Raw genomic sequence first — 24747 nt, forward strand, 5'->3', positions numbered from 1 at the left:
GGCACCGATTCCACGTGAAGCGCCAGTTATGATGCATGTTCTATTAGCTGGTATGGTTGACATTGTTCTTCCTTGTATTGAGGTGGAAATGTCCGTGCGGTTGCTCACTTCGAGTCGCTGTGGCCATCAATGGCCGTTTGCGACCGTACCGGTCTGTATTAAATCAGACCCCTCCATCCCCACCGTGTGATCCGTAGCTCAACATTCTAATATATAAGCGTTACCTATTATCGATAAATATTCACACGCTACGATGCAAGGATACTAGAATACCGGATCGATACTGTCTCAGTGTTCGCACGTTTAATTGCGACTTCAACGTGAACTGACCCCGCGGTCAAGCCGCCGGGCTTCCTGCTTCTACGATGTGCTTTGCATCCACCGTAAGGTAGTAAACGTGTTTATTTAATTGTGTTTCCGTGCAGCTTATAGTAGATTTAACAAGTGCCAACTGCTAGCCAGCAAATGCGGCAGAATCGTCTGAGACACTGATGTGACGAGAGAAATCCTTGAACGAATTCAAACGCCAGCTGTAGATGATCACCTTGTATATCTCTGAACCCTCGACTCGGCCACGGCTAACCGGCCAAAAAGAAAGGTGATCGTTTCAATGCCCAATCCGGATCTCGCCGCCCGAGTTTGAGTCTGTCCACGGGCATCCCTATTCGTTCCACCTGGAAGGGGCAAACACAGTCAGGAAAGTTTCTCGCTGGCATTAGTAGGTATTGTGCTTCGTGGAGGGCGTCGAGGTGGGCAATTCCACTTCCGCTTATGATTTTAATCCCCAACCAAGTTGATGACAAACAAATCAGTCACATACTGATCGACTCGCTAAGTACACAAACTCAACTAGAAGCGGCTAATCATGAGATATTTCTCTAGTGGGCTAGCTAAGCAGGAACTGTAGATAAGAATGAAATTGATCTTGAGACAGTGATTTGGGACGACGCCAGTCCTAAAATATTGATTGTACCTGACTAGTCAATCGCCTAAGTGTTATCACAGTGTGAATCGTAGCTGACCTGGGATGGTACTGGGGGAATTGCTTCTAGCGATAGTAACACTCGCCGTGATTGGGTATCTCACCTACGTCATGCTCTTTCCAACGAAATTTTAGCGATGTCAAACCCAAACCCACTTTTACAGCTTACCATCTTTTTCGGTCTACTCACAATTCTTGTGTATGCTGTTGGTGAATATCTCGCATGGATGTATCGCACTGAAGCCAACAGTGCAGCACGGTTGCCCCGTCATTTCACGTGGTTCGACCGACTCGATCGGATATTCATCCCGATGGAAAACTCCCTCTATCGTGTTACTGGAATCGACCCCACTCGAGAAATGGACTGGCGAGGTTTCCTCGTTTCTGTAATAGTATTCAATGCACTCATCTGGATACTGTTGTATCTCGTTCTCTTTTTCCAGAAGTGGCTACCGATCAATCCCCTGAACCTTTCAGGGCAAGATTGGGACCTTGCGTTTCACACGGCGAGTTCGTTCGTTACGAACACGAATCAGCAACACTACAACGGAGAGTCGCTCTCAACGTTCACCAATATCTTTGCCATCGGAATTGCAATGTTTCTCACTCCTGCAACGGGGCTTGCATTGATGCCTGCGTTCGCTCGCGGATTCACTAACGACGAGAATTCGAACCTCGGAAACTTCTACGTGAATACGATCAAAGGCCTTGTGCGGTTTCTCTTACCTGTTTCACTTCTCTTAGCAATAATCCTCATTTGGCAGGGGGCACCCCAAGTCATCTCCGGCGGAAAATTGGTGGTATCACCGATTGACGGAGGAACCCAAAACATCCGAGTGGGTGTTGTAGCCGGAATTGAGGCAATCAAAATGTGGGGAACGAACGGTGGCGGGATCATGGGAGCGAACGCCGCTCACCCCTTCGAAAACCCAACTCCGATATCAAATCTCCTCTTGACGCTCGCGATGCCAATAAGCACATTTTGTGCGATCTACGCATGGGGTGTATGGGTTGGGAGACGTGAACACGGAATCCTCCTCGTCGCGGTCTTTGCGATAATTTATTTTTCATTCACTGGTGTCGCCGTCATCAGCGAACTCAATGCAAATCCTGGGATGGATGTGACAGCGGGTGGTCTGAGTGTCAATCAGTACGTCGGAAACATGGAAGGGAAAGAGGTTCGCTTCGGTCCAACAGAGAGCGCGCTTTGGGGAAGCACGACCACATCGACCACGAACGGTGGAGTCAACAGTATGCTCGACAGTTGGAATCCCCTCGGGGGAATAGCGTTGCTGTTCGCGTTTGCAACGAACAACGTCAGCAACGGTGTCGGTACCGGTCTCCTGAATATCCTCATGTTTGTCATCGTGTCGGTGTTCATCGGTGGGTTAATGATTGGCCGACGGCCGCAATATCTTGGCAAGAAACTCGAATGGCAGGAAATGCGGTACGTGTTCCTCGTCATCTTGCTTCTTCCAGCCTTGGTACTGATTCCACTGGCAATCGCGATTGTGACGGATGTCGGCCGCGAAGCGATTTCCAATCCGGGGTTTCACGGATTCTCGCAGGTCCTCTACGAGATGTTTTCAGCATCCGCGAACAACGGAAGTGGGTTCGAAGGACTCGCAAGTGACACCGTATTCTATAACCTCGTAAATGGTATCGAAACACTCCTTGGTCGGTACGTAACGATCGGCGCACAATTAGCAATTGCAGGATATCTGGCGGAGAAGAAGACGAGACCAGAGACCGAAGGGTCACTCGATATCGAAAGCGTCTCATTCTTCATTCTGACCGTCGCGATCGTGATCATTATCGGCGCGCTCACGTTTCTCCCCGCGCTCGTCTTTGGACCGATCGGAGAGCTCCTGAGTGGAGGTATTTGAAATGGTCGAGCGACGCATTCCGATCGATATCGAGCAACAAGCCAGCGTGATCAAGCAAACCGGCCTCAAGTTGGATCCTCGGTACTTGGTGCGAAATCCGGTTATGTTCGTTGTCGAAATCGGAACAATCCTTGCAGCGATACTTACTCTCTCTCCCCCATTTTTCGCTGCAACGCTTTCGCGATGGTACTACGCTGTTATTACCGTGCTCTTGGCGCTCACGGTCCTCTTTGCCAACTACGCTGAGGCATACGCTGAATTCGAAGGTGAAGCACATGCTGATAGCCTACGCGCGTTACAGGTCGAAACCGAAGCGAAACGAGTGTTCGTGGACGTTCCGTTAGCCGAAATTACAGAGGAACACTACGAGCTCGTCGACGGAGAGGATGTGGGAAAAGGAGAGATCATCTTCGTCGACGAAGGCGATATGATTCCACGCGACGGAACCGTTATCGAAGGAAGTGCATCCGTCGACGAATCAGCAATCACCGGCGAATCCGAACCAGTAATCCGACAGAGCGGAGGCGACAAAACTGCTGTTACGGGAGGGACAGAAGTTCTGAGTGATCGACTCAAGATTGAGATAACCACCGAGTCTGGTGAGTCGTTTCTCGATGAGATGATCGGCCTCGTCGAATCCGCATCGCGCCAGAAAACACCGAACGAGATTTCGATGACGATTTTACTCGCAGCGTTGACGCTTATCTTCGTAATCGTTGTCGCAACGATGTGGTTTTTCGGACAGTATCTGACGACCGTTCTATCGTCGCTTTCCAGCCTCGATGTCGCAGAACTCCTTGCACTCCTCATTGCACTTATGCCGACAACCATTGGTGCGTTGCTCGCTGCAATTCGTGTTGCCGGAATGACGCGGGTTACACGCCGAAATATCATCGCGAAATCCGGCCGTGCCGTCGAAGCAGCGGGCGACTTAGATACGCTCATCCTCGATAAGACGGGGACGATCACCACCGGTGAACGTGTTGCGCAGGATTTCATCCCGCTGGGCTCTCACACCGACGAAGAGATCCTTCGAGCAGCCTATCAATCGTCGTTTTTCGATGAAACAACGGAAGGTCGCTCGATCATTCGCCTCGCCCTTCGAATGTCCAGGGATAACGGAAGGATGGATGATAGACAATCTCTCGAAGATGAATCGCCGGATCATACTCTGAGCGGTGGAGCTGATGTCGAACCGCCACGAACGATCGACGTTATCCTTGACCCAAAAGGACTCGTCGAGGAGCAATTCGTGCCATTCACGGCGGAGACACGAATGAGCGGGATCGACATGACCGACGGAACGGAAATTCGCAAAGGAGCGGTCGATGCTGTCGAAACATATGCCACTTCGGTCCCCGGGAAACTTCGAAGCGTTGCGAATACGATCAGTGATCGTGGTGGGACACCATTAGCTGTCGCAGTCGATAAACACGTCGTCGGTATCATCGAACTGCAGGACGAACTCAAGCCGGGAATTCAGCATCGAATCGAGCAGATCCAAAGAATGGGCGTTAAAACGGTTATGGCGACAGGTGACAACGTTCGGACTGCACATTGGGTTGCCGATCAAGTCGGCATCGACGAGTATCATGCGGAGTTCGATCCCAAACAGAAGATCGATCTCGTTGAACAAGTGCAAGGGGAAGGAAAATTAGTGGGCATGACGGGCGACGGAACGAACGACGCCCCTGCATTAGCGAAGGCGGACGTCGGGTTGGCGATGCAAGCCGGAACGAACGCAGCCAAAGAGGCAGGAAATATGGTCGACCTCGACTCGAACCCCTCGAAGATTATCGAAATCGTCGGGATCGGTAAACAACTTCTGATGACACGAGGTGCGCTAACGACGTTCAGCGTCGCAAACGACGTTGCCAAATATTTTGTCTTACTTCCGGCACTCCTGGCCGCAGCGATTCCTGGATTAGCACTAATGGACATACTGAACCTCTCGTCATCAGCGAGTGCCGTCATCGCCACACTGGTCTACAATGCAGTCATCATTCCGCTGCTGATCCCATTGGCGCTTCGTGGCGTTCACTACGAAGCGCAAGGCGGAGCACAACTGTTACAGAAGAACCTTCTCATCTATGGTGGTGGTGGACTCGTCGCGCCGTTCGTCTTCATTAAGGCAATTGATCTGCTGTTCGCAGCTTTCGGGGTGTTTCAATGACGCGTCTCGATAAAGAGACGATCCTCGTTCCACTCCGGTTGCTGCTGGTGAGTCTCCTCATTTTTGGAGTACTGTATCAGGGAGCGATCTGGGCGATCGGCACTACTGTCTGGCCAGAGAATACCCACGGCAGCCCCGTCACATACGAGGGAAAGACAGTCGGATCAGAGCTCATCGGACAACAGTGGACGAGCGACCGGTATTTCCACACACGGCCGTCTTCGATCGATTACAACGCGATGACGTCGGGAAGTGCACAACTCGCCCCAACGAATCCGGAACTCCCGACTCGAGTTCGTGCCAACCTTCGATCAATATCCAAATACAAGACACCGGATAGAACGGTACCAGCCGTACTGGTTGCTGAATCGGGATCCGGGCTCGATCCACACATCTCGCCTACCGCCGCACGATACCAGGTCCCTCGTGTTTCGAACGTAACAGGTATCCCACAGGACCGCCTATACACAATGATCGATCAGACGACCGAGCAACCATGGGTTGGAATATGGGGACGTGAACGGGTGAACGTGATGGAACTCAACATCAAGATCGATACTGCCACGAGACAAAACCAAGTGTCGAGTGAACGGCAACTCGCCGATCAGCCAAAGATTGAGGGAGGAAATCATGTCTGAGCAACCCGATGCTGGGTATGAGCGGCTTCTCGTCCCAATCGGGGATAAGTCGGACCCGAATATGCTCACTGAACTGTCTACACTCCTTGTTGATCCACGACATGGAACCGTCCGATTCGTCCATGTGACGACTGATCGAAGCTTCGTCAAATCACAAGAAAACTGGCGTACGGGCTCGGAAAGTGTCGCCGCAAGTCAGCATCACCTCCGCCGGGTGGGAATCAATAGCTCTGGGTCGATTCGAACTGCCTCCTCACCCGTCCGTGGAATTCTGGACGAAGCAGAGGGATACGAAGCAGATGCAATCCTCATCGGTTGGACCGATAAGGAATCGGTCTCCCGTCTCGTTGGGTCACTCCTAAACCGTGCGAACTGTGATGTTCTCGTTTTTAAAGCAGTTACTGATCCGTTGAAAACCAAATCAATCCTCGCCCCGATCGTCATCCCACCGGATGAAAATCGCCTTCGAACGATTGCAATCCTGAGTCAACGCGCAGATGCGTCTGTCACATTTGCATATATTGCTGAATCGAGGGAGATGGAATCGGATGGAAAGCGAATTCTTGAACAATCGGTCGCCCGCTTGGAGGAATACGGTGTCAAGGCAGAACCTACTCTTCGCACAGCGAACGATGCCGTCTCAGAACTAGGACATCTTTCAGTAGATTACGATATCATGATTATCGGAACCTCTCGCGGCTGGTGGTTGCGCCAATTTCTGTTTGGACGCAAGACGGATGACATTGCGGAGCAGGCCCACTGTTCCGTGCTTATGCAAAAGTGGCAAGGAGAAATACCTCCAGAAATGTGATTAGCTCAGAAATCATTCGAGGTGCTTTTGTTATGAAAAGTGCAAGGCTAAAACCTCGCCTTTCAGGGCGGAGGAAGATGTCGAGACGGTGGTAGATACGGAATTGTGTTGACCGAACAATTATCCTGTGGCGATAAGTGAGTGATTATATACGGATGGATGTGTACGTATGACTAGGTTTCTCATCAGTCATCGACCCACGACTGAAGTCATGGGCTTCCTCCTTGCATCTATGTGAACAAACGACATAAACATAAGCCTTTGTCTACTAACTGTCCTATCTACTGAACACACAATCTGTTTATAAGCTATAAGGATGAAGCAAGAGCTATGTCTCATCATAATTCGGGGTCCAACAGGGAGGTTTCTGAATCAATTTTGGAGGATTTACATGCACTTGATGATGAAGACCTCCGTGATGTCATCAATTTTGCACAGAATTTGCTTAGCGAACGAGTGCCATTAACCTCCCAAATCGAAGCTGGACCCGGTGAGGAAATCATTAGTATTTCCCATCAGGATGGATACACACTTGTCACGAAAACACATGAGTGTGCGGAAGGCTGCGAGGATTGTCCACACGGGCCGTATCTGTATCGGGTGAGTGAAGAACGCAGACCAGAAAATATGGAATCAACACTCCACTGGGTGTTTTTGGGCCTGGTTAGCTCATCGGAACCGGAATAGCTATTTCTCAATTTTAATTTGATGGCCATCGACCTCCCTGTTTTGCCATTGCAACGGGATTGGTCACTGCCGTATAGATCTTGTCAGTAGTTGAGCCGAAAATCAACCGCCGAAAGCGACCTTTTCGAGACATTCCGAGAATGGTAATATCGTACCAAGCGGATTGGTCGACGATAGTTTCAACGACATCATCAGCTTCTAGGATCCACGTATTGACCCGCTCTGCTTTGCCAAGTCGGTCGACCGCTGCAGAGACATACTGATCAGCGCGATTTTCCCTCATTGGTGGCGCATTTGGTGAGATTACGTGAAGGATATCTGTCCACGCATCGTAGTCTTTTGCAAGCGCGTGTCCAATATCAACCGCAAGGCCAGAGTGATTTCCTCCAGATACAGGAATGAGAATTGAAGAGATCGATGGAAAATCACCTCGTCCATTTGTGAGAACCACATCACAAGAAATTTGATCAGCAACTCGCTCGGCAAGCGTTCTACGAACTACCGGAAAGTGACCATAGGATGGGAAATGTTCGATGACGACAATTCCAATACCGTGTTCTATTACTGCACTTTTAAGGATCCGCTCTGGCTTTCGACCAAGTCGTACAATGCCTCGAATGTCGATGTCAGGGTGATTTTTTGAGAATTGGGTGATGACATCGTCGACAATTTTATGATGTTCTTCGACTTCGCTCTCGGAGAGTTCTAACGGCCGTTGTGGAGGAAGTGCAACCGGCCGTACGAGTAACAGTCCGGTACCATTTGCTCGTGCTACTGCTCTACCAATAGCAAGGCTCTGACTTGGCTCCCGATCGCTGAGGATCGGAATGAGAACTGCGCCGGGTGTAGTTGGAGTGACTGTTCCAGGTGCTTCTGTGATATCACTCCACTGCTGATTGGTTCCCTCCCGCTCCATACTCCAGGTTTCCAGGGCCAGAAATATAAAACGATTGGCTTTATTCAGTAATGCTGAATTTCAAAGCTTCAGTTTGCTCATTCCACAATGGAATATTTTCAAATTTGTTCTGTGTGGTTATACGAAGACAGCCGAAAAATGGTTTAGTATGCCACTTAATAGACTGTACTATGGCATATCGGCTTGACGGGCACTGTCTAGTTTCGCTCCTCCTCGATAGGCGTTCGGTTGTTGAGCGATTGATGCGGTCGTTGATGGTTATAGTAATGTACAAACTGTTCAAGCCACCGCTGGACGCTCGGCCGACTGCCCACCCACGACATATGGAAGTTGTCGATTCACTGTTTAAGCGTGAGAAACCACTTTTCGATCAGGCTTCACTCTGTGTAATCGAGCCGACCGCGCAACCCAATTCGAAAGACTAGAGTCCGATAGCCGTAGCCAACAACAAGAAACGTCGCGTCCGAGAGATCGTGTTTCTCGGCCAAATCAGCTAGAAACACAGCCGCTTGATCAGTGCCATGCCGATCAAACACTTCGATATCGAGCAGCAGTTTTGTTTCAGTGTCTATTGCAGCGTACACCCAAGACCACCCGTCATTAATCTTGACAGCGGTTTCGTCCACCGCGACCCGCGTCGGCGTCGCCGACGGCGAGTCGGAGACGTTGTCAGCCAGTCGATGCACCCACTGAAAAATCGCTTGATGTGAGCGTTCTACGTCGAAAAGCGCGAGAATTGCTTGTGTCTCTCTGAGCGAACAACCGGTCGCGTGGAGACGGACGGCGAACGCCCTAACGGGCGTCGCCGTCCGCTCGTTCTCCCAACATTCAAGATTCGCGGTCTCTAACGTTTCACTGAGCAGTTCTTGGTTGAGCATAGACACCAAAATCACCGAACTGCTCGCTTCTTAAGCTGGCTTAACTAGACAGTGCCCTATTTTTTAATTTTCAAATTTAGAGATTGTATAGTGTATAATAGCCACAATAAACTGAACAAAGAGAACTTTCATTTCGAATTGACTACTGGAGCGTCAGGAATCTCTCGATATATTATTTAATATCGTGATGGTAGTAATTGGCTGGCTACGGAACGTTCTATGGTGAGTACTCAGCAAATAAAAAACACGCATAGCGTAACCTGTGTACATATAACTCTTGCACTCTGAAGGACGGATATCAAGAATCATGGACACAGAAGATGCAGATGCTTGTTGTAAAGTTGGCCGGGCAATACAGGAGTATGATCTCTTCGATTTCAACAAGGAAATCCGTCGGAAGCGAGAGAACGGGGCTAGCCTGCGGGACTTAGAAACATTCGTCAACGTTCGAATCCTCGAAAGAACACTCGAACAAAGTGCAATAGATGTTATCGGGGACACAGAATCAATATACGAAGCACTCACATCTAATGATGTCCGCGCAAGCCGACGTACGGAAGTAGAATCTACGCTCCGACAGCACGACATAGACGTGGAAACAGTCAAAAAGGATTTTGTATCGCATCAAACTGTTCGTGATCATTTGTTAGGATGCCTCAATATCGACACAAGCAGACATGCTCAAATCGACTTTGAGCGTGAACGAGGAACGATAGAATGGGCACAGAGGCGTTGTGAGAAAGTCATAGACCGTTCGTTAGATCGCCTACAACAAGCCGATGAGCTACATACTGGAGACATACGACTCACCCACTCACTGCGAGTAACATGCTCTGGTTGCGGGCAAACGTATCGGCTTAACAAACTTCTCGACAACGGATCGTGCGAGTGCCAAAAAGACGATAAGGATTAATGAAAACCGATGAACTAAACCCGTTGCGCCAATTAGACTAATATATCACAAAGTAGCCGTCCAGAACCCTACCAATGCGCACTCCTCATCCACTCCAAAAATGAGTCAAAAAAGAACAACACTCACAGTCAAAAATATCGGCGGTATTGATCACAGCGAGATAGAATTTACTCCTGGAATCACGATACTTACTGGCCGCAACGCAACTAATCGCACATCATTACTGAGTGCATTAGCTAGCGTTCTTGGGGGATCTTCAGCAAACCTCAAAAGCGATTCTGATGAGGGGTTTGTTCGGCTCACAGTTGGTAACGAAACATACACCCGCCATTATCGCCGTACCGGGGACGGTGTATCCGTAGAAGGAAATCCGTATTCAGAGAATGAGAATTTAATAGATCTCTTCGCCTGCTTACTTGAATCAAATTCAGCTCGTCGTGCGATTGAGACGGAAGGAAATCTTCGAGAAATAATAATGCAACCCGTGGATATGGAAGCAATTCAACGAAGTATTCGCGACTTGGAGGAAGAGCGGACCCAAATAAGTAACCGTATTCGCTCAATTCAAGATGAAAGAGAAAAGTCACCTACGCTCGAACAAAAGCGCCAAGAACTTCAACAGAAACTAGAAAGATTAGATGAGAAAATAGCGGAGGTACAAGAGGAGATCAATAAATCAGAGATTGACCCCGAGGACGCTGACGAAGCGGATAAAGCTCTTGAGCAGCTCGAAAACCTACGTCAAGAGCTTTCTCGAAAAGAGTCACGCGCTGAAACTCATCGTGAAACTCTTTCAGCTCTCCACGATGAGCGTGAGGAGATAGAATCGAACCTGCAAAATGTTTCTACTCAACACGAAGAACTAGATGAAATAGAAAGTGAGCTAGATCGGCTTCGAGAGCGAAAACGGACATTAGTTGAGATAACAAACGATCTCTCTGCTATTGTGGAATTTAATGACGATCTTATTTCCGATGACGGATTCACTGTTCCGGAGTTCAAATCGGTTGATCAAGAAATAACAGCTAAGCTAAATCCTTCTACCGAGCAGGTTGAATGTTGGACCTGCGGTAGTGTTGTTGCTCGGGACATAATTCGAGAACGAAATAGCGAGATTCGAAACATCATAGAAGAGCGACACAAAGAACGAGACGAGATCCAAAATCGTATTGAAACACTGCGTAATCAACAAAGCAAACTCCAGGCAGAAGAATCAAAGGAAGCTGAATTCGAACGAAAATTAGCCGAAGTCAAATCGGATATTGACCGACGAGAACAACAGCTCAATGCCACTGTCGAAGAGATCGAAACAACACAAGAGCAGATCTCTGAACAGAAAGAAATCGTTCAAGAAACGGAAGAGCTTCGAAACTCAAACCTTCTTGAGTATCATGAACAGTTGAGTAAGCTCGAATATGAACGCGGACAGAGTGAACAGCGTCTCAGTGAAGTAGAATCAGAGTTGGCAGAAATTGATCGGCTTTCGGAGGAACAGGAACAATTGGAGGCGCAACGTGAAGAGCTTCGAGATGAACTAGAATCACAGCGTACAAGAGTGGAAGATCTCGAGCGAGATGCGATTGAGTCATTCAACAACCGCATGGAAGAGATTCTCGATCTGCTAGACTACAAGAATATAGCACGAGTGTGGATCGAATGGAAAAAAGGTGCTGAATTTGATTCACGTCGTGGTGGGTATCGAGGTGGAACAGTGGCTTCATTTGATCTCCATATAGTACGGTCAACCAACGATGGAACGATGTATGAAGATACTATAGATACCCTTAGTGAGAGCGAACGAAAGGTTATTGGATTAGTTGTAGCTCTCGCTGGGTATCTTGTACATCAAGTGTACGAGACGGTTCCAATGATTTTACTCGACTCCCTCGAAGCTATCGACGCAAATCGAATTTCCACCCTTATACAGTACTTCTCTGAGCATGCGGAGTACACAGTTGCAGCACTCCTCCCCGAAGATGCTCAAGGTGTAGACGAAGACTTTAGTCGGGTCCCGGCAGAGATGATATAGCTCTCCATCACCCTTTTGTAGTCGTCGCCAAAAGAAAGACATAGCCAACGTGCTGTAGGTTAGCACTATGCAATATCGATGTATGAGTTTACAACATATACTTTGTAAAGGGATGCGATAATAGTCAGTCTTGAGATTCATTTTCAGAGCCGACAAAAGAGGCTAAGATTTCCTCTGAGGCACCACTATCCGAAAAAACGGTAACGTTATCGCCAGCATGGAGTTCAGTTTCTCCTCTTGGAACAATGATCTCCCCATCTCGGTCAACAGCAACCGTGATGGTATGAAGTGGAAGGAGTCCTGCCATATCGGATTCCTCTAGTGTTTTGTTAGCCACGGGGGCGTTTTCGGAAACAACGATCTCAAAGACTTCTGCAGTATCTCCAACCTGCATGAAGTCTTTAACAGCTGGATGCCGTACAGCACGATAGATATATTCGGCGATGAGTCGCTGAGGGTTCTCAACGACATTCACACCGAGGGTCCGGAATAGCTCAATATTTTCCTTATTATGAACAACACTCACCAACGAGTTACAACCCATTTCTCTAGCGAGCATCATCACCATCATATTAATGGGATCCTCTTCAGTGGTCGTGATAACCACATCTGCATTTTCTGCTTTAGCTGCCCACAATGTTTCTCGTGCTGTTGCATCCTCATTCAATACGGTACAGTCATACTCTTTTTCCACTTGTTGTGCTACACGGGTATCTTTCTCTACGACGATAATCTCGTTTTCATCGTGGGTCGCCATGGTGATAAGACTAGAACCGATACTACCCGCTCCGATAAGTACGATTTCCATACTCAGGTATCTCATCAGAAGAGTAAATAAGTTATTGACTGAGATGGCCTGTTGGTTGAGATACGGATTGTCTCTAAGGAGAAGCCGATTAGGAAATACAATGGATAGACAAACCATTTCAAAATTGATTTGGTTTTTATATATCACTGTGGAATGCGGGTTGCGACTTGGTTAATATACTACTGGGTCTGATCCTATGTTACTGAATGGCCAATTATGTATATATACTCGCGGCCGATGCCGAAATACATATTAGTTACTTGCGAGAGATATCGGGTATGACCAACAGACGGTCGGGTAGTGTACCGGAAAGTGTAGCAGTTGTGCTACGAGACGTCGGTGGATTAGTGCTTCTTATCGGGGGGCTTCTGGCGATTCCCCTATTAGTATCCCTGCTGTTTTGGGAACCATATCCAGCATTAGCGTTTCTTATAGCCGGTATCGTTTCGGTGTTTCTTGGAGGCGTTACATATCGAACATTCAGTTGGGCACCAGAACCCAAAAAATACCATGCGATGATAATCGCTGCACTTGGTTGGATGGCATGTGCAGCTTTCGGAGCTCTTCCCCTTATCTTCGCTGCTTATCTGACACCAGCGGATGTAATGAATGGCTACATCCCAGCTGGTGCAACTTACACACAGTCAAGTCTGATAAACTTCCAAAATCCACTCCATGCTCTCTTTGAAGCGATGAGTGGATTCACAACAACTGGGCTCACAATGAGCTATCACGAACCATCTTTGCCCAGCTCCATCTTGTTTTATCGCTCGTTCATGCAATTTATTGGTGGGGCAGGAATGGTGGTATTATCACTCGCGATTCTCCGAACACCGAGTGGGACAAGTGGTATGTCACTTTATATCTCCGAAGCGCGTGAAGAAAAGCTGCGCCCAAATATCATAGGTACTGCTCGAGCACTATGGAAAGTTTACGTGGGGGTCACTGCTGTAGTTGCCGTGTATTTAGCAGTAGGAACATTCATCATTCTACCAGATTATGGTATCGTGCCAACGATTTTTGACGCCATCAACCACGCCATGACCGGCCAATCGACTGGCGGATTCAGTAACCTCGATGATAGCATCGCAGGATACCATTCGTACGCGATGGAGCTTCTTTACATCCCTCCAATGGTTTTAGGTGCAGTTGCTCTCCCTCTGTACTACCGGTTGTTCACCGAGCGTGATATTGGAGAAATCTGGCGTGATCCACAATCTCGCTGGCTCATCATCCTCTGTCTCATTGGATCGGCAATTATGACGTACCTCCTCGTTGGGGCTAGTAGTGTCTCAGACCCGCTACGGGCAGGAACCTTCCAATATATAAGTGCACTTTCAACGACTGGATGGCAAACATCAACCATTGGTGATTGGCCTGGAAACGCTGTCGTATTTATTATTGCTGGTGCAATGGTTATTGGTGGGTCAGCCGGTGCAACTGTTGGTGGCATCAAAATCATCCGTGGCTATCTGGTTGGCCGTGGCGTCAGCTGGCAGGTCTATCGAACATTCCTCCCAGAACATGCTCTTGAGACATTCCAAGTCGGCTCTGAGCGCTTAGAACGGGAGCAGCTTACTGATGAGTTCGCGACTGCAACTGTCTTCTCGATGTTCTATGTTGCTGTGCTAATCGTTGGGACGATCCTGATTACACTGTATATGGCACCATCGTACTCCCTTGCGGATGCGCTCTTTGAATCTGCAACTGCTCAAGGGACGGTCGGGCTGTCTTCTGGAATCACTCGCCCCGCTATGTCCCCCATTGTCGAAACGATTCTCCTTATTCAGATGTGGATCGGACGCCTCGAGATCATTCCAATCTTGGTGTTCATCCGAGCACTTGTCTCTCGATTCACTCCCTGATGGTAATTATATGACTCCTTTCTGCCCACCATGTGGGTAGATAACATGGTGATCGGCAATCGAAATTCAGTAATCTTATATCGACATCAAATCTCGCATAGTACATGTACATCATCGTTGTAGGAGCTGGCCGTACAGGTAGTCGCTTCATTGATCTCGCGACACGGGATACACATGAAGTTGTAGTCATCGAACAAAACGAAGAACTTGCTTCACAGACCAGTACTCAATACGATTGTCTCGTCATCAATGCCGATGGAGCCTCTCGTTCCGTACTAGAGGAGGCGGGGATAGAGAACGCGGATGCACTCGTAACGACGACAGATCGTGATTCGACGAATCTACTCGTCATGATGCTCGGTCGCGATTTGAGCGTTCCTTCACTAGTTAGTTCGGTAAATGACGATGATAACATCCGCCTTTTCCGTGAGATGGGAGTAAATATTGTCGAGAGTCCGCACCGTCTGAATGGTGAATACCTCTATCATGCGGTCCAACGACCGGCAATTAGGGACTTTATGGAGCTTACGAATGGCGCAGAAATTTTCGAGATTACAGTCGACGAAACGGCACCAATCGTAGATAAAACCCTCATCGAAGCAGATTCAGAAGGGCTACTTCCTGACCAAACGATCATCGTCGCTATTGATCGGGATGAAAAACTCCACATACCACAGGGTGAAACGCAAATTCGTGCTGGTGACCTCGTAACCGTCTTTTCGCGATCTGGCGCAACAGCCGAAACAACTCGTCCGTTCAGTCGTGAATCCTCCGAGTAAATCGAGAGAAAAGCCTTTTAGCTCCCTCGGCTACTTCTAGACTAGATAGGCCCGCGTTAGATCCGCGGTATGCAACAAAGCTGACCGATACAGAGACCTTGTGTCATAGTATCGTCTGTGGAATAGCAGCCCGATAAGACAAAACAATGTCTAACAACTATGAAATTCCGGTCCGGATTTTCAGTTCTGAATCGAACGAGCAATCGTTATCTCGGCATCCTGTTGATAGCCATCGGTATCGGATACTTCTCCCTCTTCCGGAGAGTGTTCTCCAGGCCGAACAAGCAGTGAATGTTCAACGAATCTTACGAACAGCAGTTGCAGTTGCCAACGATAAACAGGGATCAGTCACAATTCTTGGTGTATCTAATGTTTCTGACTTGGCCTCCCTTGATGATGGTTGGGAAGAAAATTCCAACTCCAAAATTAGTTCTGCTGTTGAACCTATGCGATCGCAAATCGAGCAATTACTTCGTTCGACTGAAGGCGTTGTTCCAAAGGTTCCCATTACCGCTCTCATTGGTATAGGATCCCAAGCGGACACAATCATCGCATCGTGTGCGAATAGTGGATCATACGATGGTCTCATTCTCCTTCAGAATCGAAATAGAAATAAGGGATTATGGGATTCACAGACAGTAGATTCTGTATTAGATCTGGTTGAGACTGCTGTTTTCATCGAAAATATCGAGCAAGATGAAGTCGGTAGCGTCTACATTACCAGTGAGAACCAGTCTTTTGTGACGCCGATTTCGAATCATTCTAAAGAGATTTCCCGTATTTTGCTTTTGGTTGGTTCAGGCCCTCATACAGTGCTTGGATCTGAAACAGCACGGGCACTAGGGAATGCTCATGAGTCGCAAATCGATGCGCTTCACTTGGTGAATTCTGAATCAGATCCAATTAAATGGCAAGAAGGCCGAGAACTCCTTGATTTAGTTGAATATATACTTGGAGATAACTTGAGTGAGAGTGTTATTCGTGAAACTGACGACGTTGCAGCCGAGATTATTCAGGAAATGGAAAACTATGACATCACAATCATTGGCGTACCAACACAGCGTCCACTCTTTGAACGTCTCTTTTCGCCGTCAGTACCCGATAAAATCGCTCGGAATACCGCAAAGTCTATTATCATGGTCCGTCAGCCTTCTGGAAAGATGGCTTCAGTTTACTACAGATGGAAAAAGGCAATTGAAAAAACAAAAGAGAACGAGAAACAGTCCGACGTCGACCCTGATGGTGACTAAGTAAATGAGTTTAGACGAAGATGGTTCGTTAGACCTTCCGCTTAGGTTCCCCGAGAATACGATAGATAGTCCAGTAAAGGAACTACAACAAACCTTAGCATCGAATGATTCTCTCGTAATCGTATGCCACGACAATCCAGATCCTGATTGCCTATCAAGTGCACTTGCACTCCAAGAAATCGCAAAGAAAGTAGGCGTAAATACTGTTGAAATTTCATACGGAGGTAAAATAACTCATCAACAAAATAGAGCGATGATCAACATGCTGGAAATCGAAGTAACTCCCTTTAATAAAAAATCGGTGGATGAGTTTGACCTGTTAGCATTCGTTGATCATAGTATTCCAGGACAAAACAATTCGATTCTCGAAAATACGATACCTGATATCGTTGTTGATCATCACCCGTCAGACGAGGTGGAGGCACAATATCTTGATCTCCGTCCATCTGCCGGTGCAACGGCGACGATTTTTACAGAGTATTTAACCGATGTTGATTATGATATTGATGAGCGTCTTGCTACTGCACTGTTATTTGGAATCCGCAGAGAGACATTAGGATTCACACGGGGAACAACGTTGCTTGAGCACGTGGCTTCTGGACTGCTTCATCCACTTGCGAATCATAGCCAAATCCAGACGCTCACCGATTCAGTGTTTAGCTCCGAAACACTCGATGGGATTGGGAAAGCCATTATCAATCGAGAAACTAGAGGATCGTGTCTTGTTTCGACCATTGGCCGGACGACAGAACGAGATACACTCCCACAAGCTGCTGATTATCTGCTGAAATTAGAGGGAGTCAGTACGACTGTTGTTTTCGGTATTGTCGATAGCACAGTCCATCTGAGTGCACGAACACGGAATTCCCAACTACATATCGGTGAGTTGATGTCCAAGACGTTCAACAACGTTGGAAGTGCCGGAGGACATAGTGATATGGCCGGAGGACAGGTTCCACTCGGTCCTTTCGGCGACTTTGAAAGCGATAACGGAATGGTCGATGAGATTGCGAGTCAAGCAGTGATGGGGCTTCTCTTTGACGCCCTTGAGCAGTGGGCAGACGACTGATCGTGGATAACGAGAGAAAAGATTTTGATGGTGCAAGATAATGAAGTTTCTATGGGGTATGAGCCCGATCCAATAGACGAGAGGATACTTTATTACTTAGCCATTGATGCTCGAAATATAACCGCACCAACGGTTGCAGATGAAGTCGACGTCACAAGTAGCACGATACGGAATCGAGTTAAACAGCTTGAGAAGACAGATATAATTGAAGGCTATCACGCACAAATCAACTATCAAAATCTTAACTTCCGGCATGTACACCTCTTCATTTGTACAGCACCACCGACAGAGAGATCCGAGTATGTGAAGGAGGTTTCAAATATCCAGACAGTGGTTCATGTACGCGAACTCCTTACCGGAAAACAAAACATTCACGTGGTCGTAGTTGGTCGAACCTCCGACGAAATCGTCGAGGCTGAAAGGGAGTTGGCATCTATTGGATTAGAAGTAGAGACGGAAAATTACGTTCAGAACGAGACTATTCATCCATACATTCCATTTGGCCAAGCTGAATCCATCGAGACAGGCAAGGAGTCGCCTGTCCAAACATACTCCGCTAAAAAGTAGTAGAGTGTGATCGATTGCATGTTCTCGTCTTACTATACTAATTCGAAGAGTTTCTTTACAATTCTTACGTTGTAAAGCTACCTTTGAGAGACGGATGCTCCAACCGGTTTAGAGATCCATTCGTCACTACTCGGAGGAAACACCTTCTGCTACTGAATAAATGACTCTACAAATAAGAGCCGAACCCTTGAGCGCCAAGGTCCACAGTGGAAGGATGCCCCCGGCGAGGAGACACAGTCCAAATAAAGCGATAAGATCAACCGAGGGAAAACCAATTTGATGCCTCGTCACGATATTTGATTGGAGCTGACCTAGTATGCAACGCATGCCAGCAGAACATGGTGGGAGAGAACCATCAGCCCTCACTGACGGAGGCCACAATGACTCGAAGAGTCTTGGAGCCATTTCGGGATCGAACAGTTACCGTTTACTCCTCCCAATCCTCAACGGCACGGATAACGAAGCGAATGAACGTTCGCTTCGTGCTGCCACGACGATCGCGAATAGTCGAGCTGGTGAGCTGCTCATCGTGAATGTCGTGCACGTACCAGAACAAACGCCGTATGGAGCGTTCCAAGATGACGATGCTCTAATGCAAGAGGCACGCGAGCATTTGGAGGAATTAGTAGAACGGGCAAATGAAACGATTCCAACACAGGGGGTTGTCTGTCTTTCGCACAAAGAAGCACGAGCGATAATCGATCTTATCGAACGCCATGACTGCGATGGAACACTCGTGGAACTGAGTAGTGAACACTCCCAACGACGGCGTCTCCTGAGCGGGGCGACCGTAGAAAAACTCGTAGCACGGGCCCCCTCCGACGTATTCGTACTGAAATTGGCCGAGGAAGACAGACAACCGGAGCGAATCCTCCTCGGAGTGAGCGGAGGCCCACATTCCGGACTAGCCGCCGAGACGGCAAGCGCGCTGGCCTCTGTTTCTGGTGCAGCGATTGATGTAGTTCACTTTTTAGGTGAAGATGCCACAGAAGACGAACAAACCGAAGGTCAGCGCGTTCTCGATGCCGCTGGACGTGTCATGAAAGACGTCAACTTCGACACAGAGCTGGCCACTACAGAGAGCGTAAGTGAGGAAATCATTGGTCGGTCGAAGTCGTACGACATTACGGTCCTTGGGTCCCCGACAATAGGGCTGCTCAAGCAATTCATCTTCGGCACGGTTCCAGACTCCGTGAGTCGAGATGTAGAAGAGCAGGTCGTGATGGCCAAACAAAAAGCGGAACACGAACCATCAATATTTTATCGTTGGCTCCGAGACCAAGACTCGGAAAGCACTGGAGATGAGAAGTAAGAGAGGCGTTGAACCGAAGGATCAATACAGCACCGTTTGAATCAACTGTTCGAGACTCTAAGTGAGTACGACGAATGAACGAGTATTCCTTTGTGTTCCAGAGAAAAGGTAATCTACTCGATAAATGACTCTATTGAGTGAAGCAGAAGCTCACTAGATAAGTACGCCATCACAGTACGAGGTGCTGATGGAGATTGTAGCTTCGGATGTGAACGGCAATACAAAACGACGGGTGAAGTACCACGGGTCGGGTGACCCGTGGCTTCACCATCTTGGGAGTCGGTCCAAAATGGAACCGACTCCCGCAGGCGAATTTAATTCCCTTCGCGCTCCCTTTCGGTCGCGTGGAAGCGACAATACCCGATTCGGTGTGTTCGGTCGTCTCGGCACTTCCGTCCGACAGCAACCTCACCGAACCGTGAAGGTCGGCGGCTTCACTCACCGCCCGACACCACCAGTCTCACCGAGTTTGTTGCAGTCGGATTTTGAGAGGTTGTTAACGGCGGCTTCCAGTTGAAATAACGTGCGAAGACGCCCTAACTCTTCCGGTTGTGGCGGCTGCGTACGCGATTCACCCACGGGTCAGGTGACCCGTGGAACTCTCGCTGTATTTTTAGAAGTTGTACCTACCTCGAAAGAAGGCGCTGAAAACGCTGCGACATGGCTGGACTTCGTTGACTAAACGAATACCTCCCAAAGAAACGAAAGATCAGTAATGGGGGCACTGTCTAGATAAGGGAAATCCAGTGACAGCAGTACGATCGACAAGGTTTTACGTACTGTTTGAAAGCGACTGATCCTAGATAGTGAGAGTGGCTGCACCATGAGAAGACGGAATTCGACTGCTTCACCGAAAATCTAGCCTCCATAAGACGAAGTGTTCGTTAGCCACTCACGGTAAAGACGCTGAAACGCCACTCTACACCAGAACCGCTTAACTAGACAGTACCTAGATAAGCAAATTATAGTTCATTCTATATTTTTACACTGTACAGATTGTAAAGCTCGGCGCGCTACAACGGTACATGAAATCCAGACCACTCTTGACAACGAATACCTTGTAAAATACTGGCTGCTGAAATCCTTCTCAGAGATTACAACATGAGTTCAAAAACCGTCTGATAAGTAAGTCTAATTAGTCCCCCACCAAACCCAAAAGCAACAAATGCAGCTATGACGGCGATTTGGTCGCTAATCGTTTTGACACCATTCATTAGATAAAGAACAATGATCGGGCCAGACCCGGAACAAAGAAAGATTCCACACACCATTATCAGAACGTTAAAAATCGGGTCAGAGGATAGTGATATGAAACGGTAGGAGGGCACCCAGACTCCAAACAGTATCACAATGAAACCACCGACAACGTATACGAAAAACAAAGCACTAGTTAACACTATCAACAGGAAAGAACCGGTAGTTATCGCCCTACATACCGACTCAAGCCATGTTATTGTTTGAGTCGATAAAGACGATCGATCTGTAGCACTCATTCGCCTAATAAACTGGTTCAATGAGTATGATAAATAATGTTCCGATTAGGAAGGGGCGTAGTAGAAATAGAAAATAGCTTAATCCGATGAAGTCGGCTTCTTACCGCCAGTAAGTCGGGCACGTGCGCCCTTACCAATCCACTTTTGAGCGAATTTACTGACCACGGATTGAACCGGCCGGTGTTTCTTGGCCATGATCACTTGTCCCCTGAACTCCTCACCGATAGTCTCGGGGATTTCACCGAATATGACACGCCGAAGGATACCTTCACCAGCTGCGCCAATAACGATCGTGTCGAACTCGTTTTCTCGAGCGTAGGCGAGGATTGCGGATGTGATTTCGTCACTCTCGATGATGACCGTTTCAACCTGAACGTCATCTTTCTCAAGTCGCTTCTGTCGTTCTTCGAGCATCGACTTAGCCTTCTTTTGTCCATCAGTTGCAATCGTGAGTAACGTCACTTCTGCACCAATCGACGCTTGCGCAGCAGCGATATCCAGCGAGAGATCGGAGTGTGGCCCACCTGCAATCGGAACTAAGACCTTCCCTGGAGTCTCGGGACCATCCGTTTTAACGACAGAAACGTCACAGGGTGCATTCTCAACGACATGGTCGATGATCGAACCGAGCACTAGATCAGTTGCACGTTTCCGACGGCCACGCCATCCAAGCAGAATCAAATCACTATCCCGTTGGTAGGCAATATTGTCGATACTTCGACCGACGTCGTGACCAATGGTCACAGTCCAGTGAGCAGGTACGTCCTCCGGGACATACTCCATCGAGTTTTTAAGGAGTTCGCGCTCTGCATCGATGTCCTTACGGCCCTCGGAAAGTGGCGTCTGATCCGGAATGGTAGCCGTCGTCGTTAACAGGAGTTCCCCATCTCGTTTACGTGCGATAGCGCTGCCGATCTTTATGAGTCGCTCCGCATGTTGGGGATTGGCAATTGGAATGAGGATTTGATACGGTTTCTCGACCGGTGCCCGCTCCTCGGTAACGAGTTTAGTTTCTTCTTCGATCGATGTTTTACGGACACGCCCGCGTGAGTACACGAAGAAAATACCGATACCAACCAGAATCCATGCGATTGCGCCATACCACGCAAGTGGACTGTAGTTGAAGAGGTACACTGCAAGCGCGAGTTTCGTGAGGATGCCGATGATCGGGACATACGGAAAATACGGCATGACGTAACCGTAATCGATCTGGTCACCCCACTTTCGACGGATAACGATCGCTGCGTAGTTCACCTGCAAGAAGAGCAGAAGGAACATCACATCCGTCGCCGCAGCAACCGCTTCGATCGGAAGCGCAACCGCCATGAAGATGATGAGTCCACCTGAAAAGATGGTTGAGATGTACGGTGTCTTTTTGTCCGGGTGAACCTTGCTGAACATATCGGGGAGAACATGATCACGGCCCATCGCGAACCCAACACGTGTACTAGAATAAGTCGTAGCGTTCAGCGCCGAGAGCGTCGCGAAAATACCCGCGACCAAAATAATAAGCGTTCCGTATGGAAGGACTTGATCAGCGGCCCGCGCGAAACCTCGTTCGCCGAGATAACCCAACACTTCCCAATTGGCCGCCTGACCGGGATTCGCTGGGAGATGTGGAAGGTTTGTCGCACCGTGGCCTCCAGTGCCTGCAGCTTGCTGGGCAAACCGCCACAACGTTGGTGTGACCTCAACGTTGCCGATGAGCACGATTGCTACCAACATGTACGCGGTAACCACCAGTGACATCGAATAGAAGACTGCCTTCGGAATACTCTGTTTGGGATTGACAACCTCTTCACCGGATTGAACGATAATCTCGTACCCTTCGAACGCGATGAAGGTCAGGCCCATCGCGATGAATACACCGCTAAACCCGCGTGAAAGGAAAGGATGGAACCTTCCCGCCGCTGCAGGATCCCCAAACATCTCGCCGAGACCGAAGGCGACGAACACGACGACCACGGTGAACTTGATTAGAGTAACGATGTTCCCTGCCATACCCGTTTCTTTCGCTCCGCGGAAGTTGATATAGGCAAATAGTGCACCAGCGAAGACAGCAAACATCTTCTCCGGACCGAACGAGATAAACCCGAGGGCGATCGGGTCAAAGAGGCGAACCCCGAAGTAATCCTCAAGTAATAGGTCGAGGAACGTTCCAAACCCGAGGGTGTAAAGTGACCCTGCCACAGCATGGGCGAACCAGCTCATCCACCCAGCGAGAAACGCCTGCGAGCGCCCAAGCGCCTCGCGTACCCAGAGATACCCGCCACCGGCCTCAGGGATAGCGCTACCAAGCTCGGCATACACCATTCCCGTGAAGATGGTGATGAAGCCGTTGAATGCGAACGCCATTACGAGTGCAGGACCGGCTTGTCCGGCAGCGAGTGCTGTCAACACGAAGATGCCCGCCCCCATCATTGCGCCCACACCAATCATCGTAATATCGAACAAGGACAGGTCGCGAGCCAGATCTGTACTTTCGGTATGGCCAGGAAGGCCTGATTCGTCACTCATCAGCTATCCTCTCGGTTTCGAAATGGCCCCTTCTTATATTCCCCTGCTTTGATCTTATCTGTGACATACTTCCCATGAAAAACTGCTATTTGTAATCCCAGCCATGCTAAGACAGTCAGTATAATACCGACTACTAAAGTATCGACCATATCTATATCAGAATCCTCAATCCAGTTAAAGTCTTGGTCTGGGAACCGACAAAAAGCCAGATGGTTTTGATATTATAATTAATACTAGTGAGGGTAGTTAATCGATATTTACTGCGATGGGAAAAGTAGCTATCAAACAAATTCGTACCAGAGGTCATTTCTCTACGGGTTTTTATTATTCTTGTCTGTCTCGATATGGTCCTCAAAATGGCCGAAGATGTCAGTGATGTTTGGGTTTGCTCCTTGGGCAGAATAAACTGTAAGAGTATCTCCAGCGTGGATTCTAGTTTGACCACGAGGGGTTGTAAGGTCATTATGGCCACCTTGATCGATTGCAATAATCAGCATATCATCACTAATGAGTCCTTGTTGATTAGCCTCTTGCAAATTTAAACCGGCAATGGGTGCTGCTTCATTAACGATGATTTCGAATACTTCCGCAGTCTCACCAATACGCATATAATCAGTAATTGCTGGCCGATCTACAGCTCGATATAAATACTCCGCAATGAGCCTTTGAGGATTTTCTATCGTATTTACTCCAATCTGCCCAAATATCGTCATATGGGCAGGATTGTGAACAACAGATACAATTGATGGGATCTCAAATTCTTGGCCCAATAAACAAACCATGATGTTCGTAGCATCTTCGTCAGTTGTAGAGATGAGCGCATCTGCTCGCTCTGCACCCGCATCTATCAGTGTCTCTTTAATGGTTGCATCGTCATTAAGGACTAAGCAGTCGAACGAACTGGCTACCTCCTCGGCCCGATCAATATCACGTTCGACCACTACGACATCATTTCGACCAAGTGTGGCCATCTCAATGAGTGGCTGACCGATATCACCAGCGCCCACGATGATGATACGCATTCAATTGTCCCTAATCACCCAGACGCCGTAAATCTATACGATTCATCAATGCTATTGGCTCTCAAACTTCTAAAAAGCTATAGTAACCGTTAGAACTTTTCACTCAGAGACTGTTGCAAGAGATCGTGAATCATCTCGACGAGATTTCCGTC

Annotated in this window: 17 protein-coding genes and 1 pseudogene; 13 read left to right on the top strand and 5 right to left on the bottom strand. The window is 48.3% G+C overall.

The genetic code is table 11. From position 1 onward, the window contains the following. Window positions 1-1027: 1027 nt before the first annotated feature. The 5 genes from AC1XDK_RS29640 to AC1XDK_RS29660 are packed head-to-tail and all read left to right on the top strand — an operon-like array spanning window position 1028 to window position 6490. A complete protein-coding gene (locus tag AC1XDK_RS29640) occupies window positions 1028-1117 on the top strand; it encodes a potassium-transporting ATPase subunit F (RefSeq protein ID WP_483353624.1) in 90 nt (29 codons plus the stop codon). A 2-nt stretch (window positions 1118-1119) separates the two neighbouring features. Then, window positions 1120-2868, top strand: coding sequence for a potassium-transporting ATPase subunit KdpA (kdpA, locus tag AC1XDK_RS29645; RefSeq protein WP_483353625.1), 1749 nt, complete (start codon window positions 1120-1122; stop codon window positions 2866-2868). Between the two features lies 1 nt (window position 2869). Next, entirely contained in the window at window positions 2870-5041 is a 2172-nt protein-coding gene (locus tag AC1XDK_RS29650) for an HAD-IC family P-type ATPase (RefSeq protein WP_483353626.1), read from the top strand. Then, a complete protein-coding gene (gene kdpC / locus AC1XDK_RS29655) occupies window positions 5038-5679 on the top strand; it encodes a potassium-transporting ATPase subunit KdpC (protein WP_483353627.1) in 642 nt (213 codons plus the stop codon). The genes AC1XDK_RS29650 and kdpC overlap by 4 nt, the downstream gene beginning before the upstream one ends. Next, window positions 5672-6490 carry a universal stress protein gene (locus AC1XDK_RS29660; RefSeq protein ID WP_483353628.1) on the top strand — a complete coding sequence of 273 codons (819 nt, stop codon included), beginning with the start codon at window positions 5672-5674 and terminating at the stop codon, window positions 6488-6490. Before kdpC ends, AC1XDK_RS29660 begins: the two co-directional genes overlap by 8 nt. Window positions 6491-7190: 700 nt before the next feature. Here AC1XDK_RS29660 and AC1XDK_RS29665 read toward each other — a convergent pair. Both AC1XDK_RS29665 and AC1XDK_RS29670 read right to left on the bottom strand, forming a co-directional pair. Continuing rightward, window positions 7191-8093 carry a universal stress protein gene (locus AC1XDK_RS29665; protein WP_483353629.1) on the bottom strand — a complete coding sequence of 301 codons (903 nt, stop codon included), beginning with the start codon at window positions 8091-8093 and terminating at the stop codon, window positions 7191-7193. A gap of 197 nt (window positions 8094-8290) precedes the next feature. Further along, window positions 8291-8971 (bottom strand): annotated as a pseudogene (locus AC1XDK_RS29670) (IS6 family transposase). Window positions 8972-9278: 307 nt separating this feature from the next. Here AC1XDK_RS29670 and rdfA point away from each other — a divergent pair. Next, window positions 9279-9884, top strand: a complete 606-nt coding sequence (gene rdfA, locus AC1XDK_RS29675; RefSeq protein WP_483353630.1) for a rod-determining factor RdfA — start codon at window positions 9279-9281, stop codon at window positions 9882-9884. 100 nt (window positions 9885-9984) lie between these two features. Beyond that, window positions 9985-11913: an archaea-specific SMC-related protein gene (locus AC1XDK_RS29680; protein ID WP_483353631.1), complete on the top strand. Its 1929-nt coding sequence runs from the start codon at window positions 9985-9987 to the stop codon at window positions 11911-11913. A 124-nt stretch (window positions 11914-12037) separates the two neighbouring features. On the opposite strand, the gene AC1XDK_RS29685 is transcribed toward AC1XDK_RS29680, so the two are convergent. Then, window positions 12038-12721, bottom strand: coding sequence for a potassium channel family protein (locus AC1XDK_RS29685; RefSeq protein ID WP_483353632.1), 684 nt, complete (start codon window positions 12719-12721; stop codon window positions 12038-12040). A gap of 278 nt (window positions 12722-12999) precedes the next feature. Between AC1XDK_RS29685 and AC1XDK_RS29690 the strand changes: the two genes are divergently transcribed. From AC1XDK_RS29690 to AC1XDK_RS29715, 6 genes are all read left to right on the top strand, one after another. After that, complete coding sequence (locus AC1XDK_RS29690) at window positions 13000-14586, top strand: TrkH family potassium uptake protein (protein ID WP_483353633.1); 1587 nt, start codon at window positions 13000-13002, stop codon at window positions 14584-14586. Window positions 14587-14690: 104 nt separating this feature from the next. Beyond that, entirely contained in the window at window positions 14691-15365 is a 675-nt protein-coding gene (locus AC1XDK_RS29695) for a potassium channel family protein (protein WP_483353634.1), read from the top strand. Between the two features lie 146 nt (window positions 15366-15511). Further along, entirely contained in the window at window positions 15512-16615 is a 1104-nt protein-coding gene (locus tag AC1XDK_RS29700) for a hypothetical protein (protein ID WP_483353635.1), read from the top strand. Window positions 16616-16619: 4 nt separating this feature from the next. Further along, on the top strand, window positions 16620-17684 hold the full coding sequence (locus AC1XDK_RS29705; protein WP_483353636.1) for a DHH family phosphoesterase: 1065 nt from the start codon (window positions 16620-16622) through the stop codon (window positions 17682-17684). 51 nt (window positions 17685-17735) lie between these two features. Beyond that, complete coding sequence (locus AC1XDK_RS29710) at window positions 17736-18251, top strand: Lrp/AsnC family transcriptional regulator (RefSeq protein WP_483353637.1); 516 nt, start codon at window positions 17736-17738, stop codon at window positions 18249-18251. Between the two features lie 316 nt (window positions 18252-18567). Next, the gene (locus tag AC1XDK_RS29715; protein ID WP_483353638.1) at window positions 18568-19563 is read left to right on the top strand and encodes a universal stress protein; all 996 of its coding nucleotides are present in this window, start codon (window positions 18568-18570) and stop codon (window positions 19561-19563) included. Between the two features lie 1571 nt (window positions 19564-21134). On the opposite strand, the gene AC1XDK_RS29720 is transcribed toward AC1XDK_RS29715, so the two are convergent. Both AC1XDK_RS29720 and AC1XDK_RS29725 read right to left on the bottom strand, forming a co-directional pair. Next, the gene (locus AC1XDK_RS29720) at window positions 21135-23573 is read right to left on the bottom strand and encodes an amino acid permease (protein WP_483353639.1); all 2439 of its coding nucleotides are present in this window, start codon (window positions 23571-23573) and stop codon (window positions 21135-21137) included. Between the two features lie 311 nt (window positions 23574-23884). Continuing rightward, window positions 23885-24595 (bottom strand): potassium channel family protein, encoded by a 711-nt coding sequence (locus AC1XDK_RS29725; RefSeq protein WP_483353640.1) that lies wholly within the window; start codon window positions 24593-24595, stop codon window positions 23885-23887. Window positions 24596-24747 lie beyond the last annotated feature (152 nt).

This window comes from Haladaptatus sp. HS23 (genome assembly GCF_056892285.1).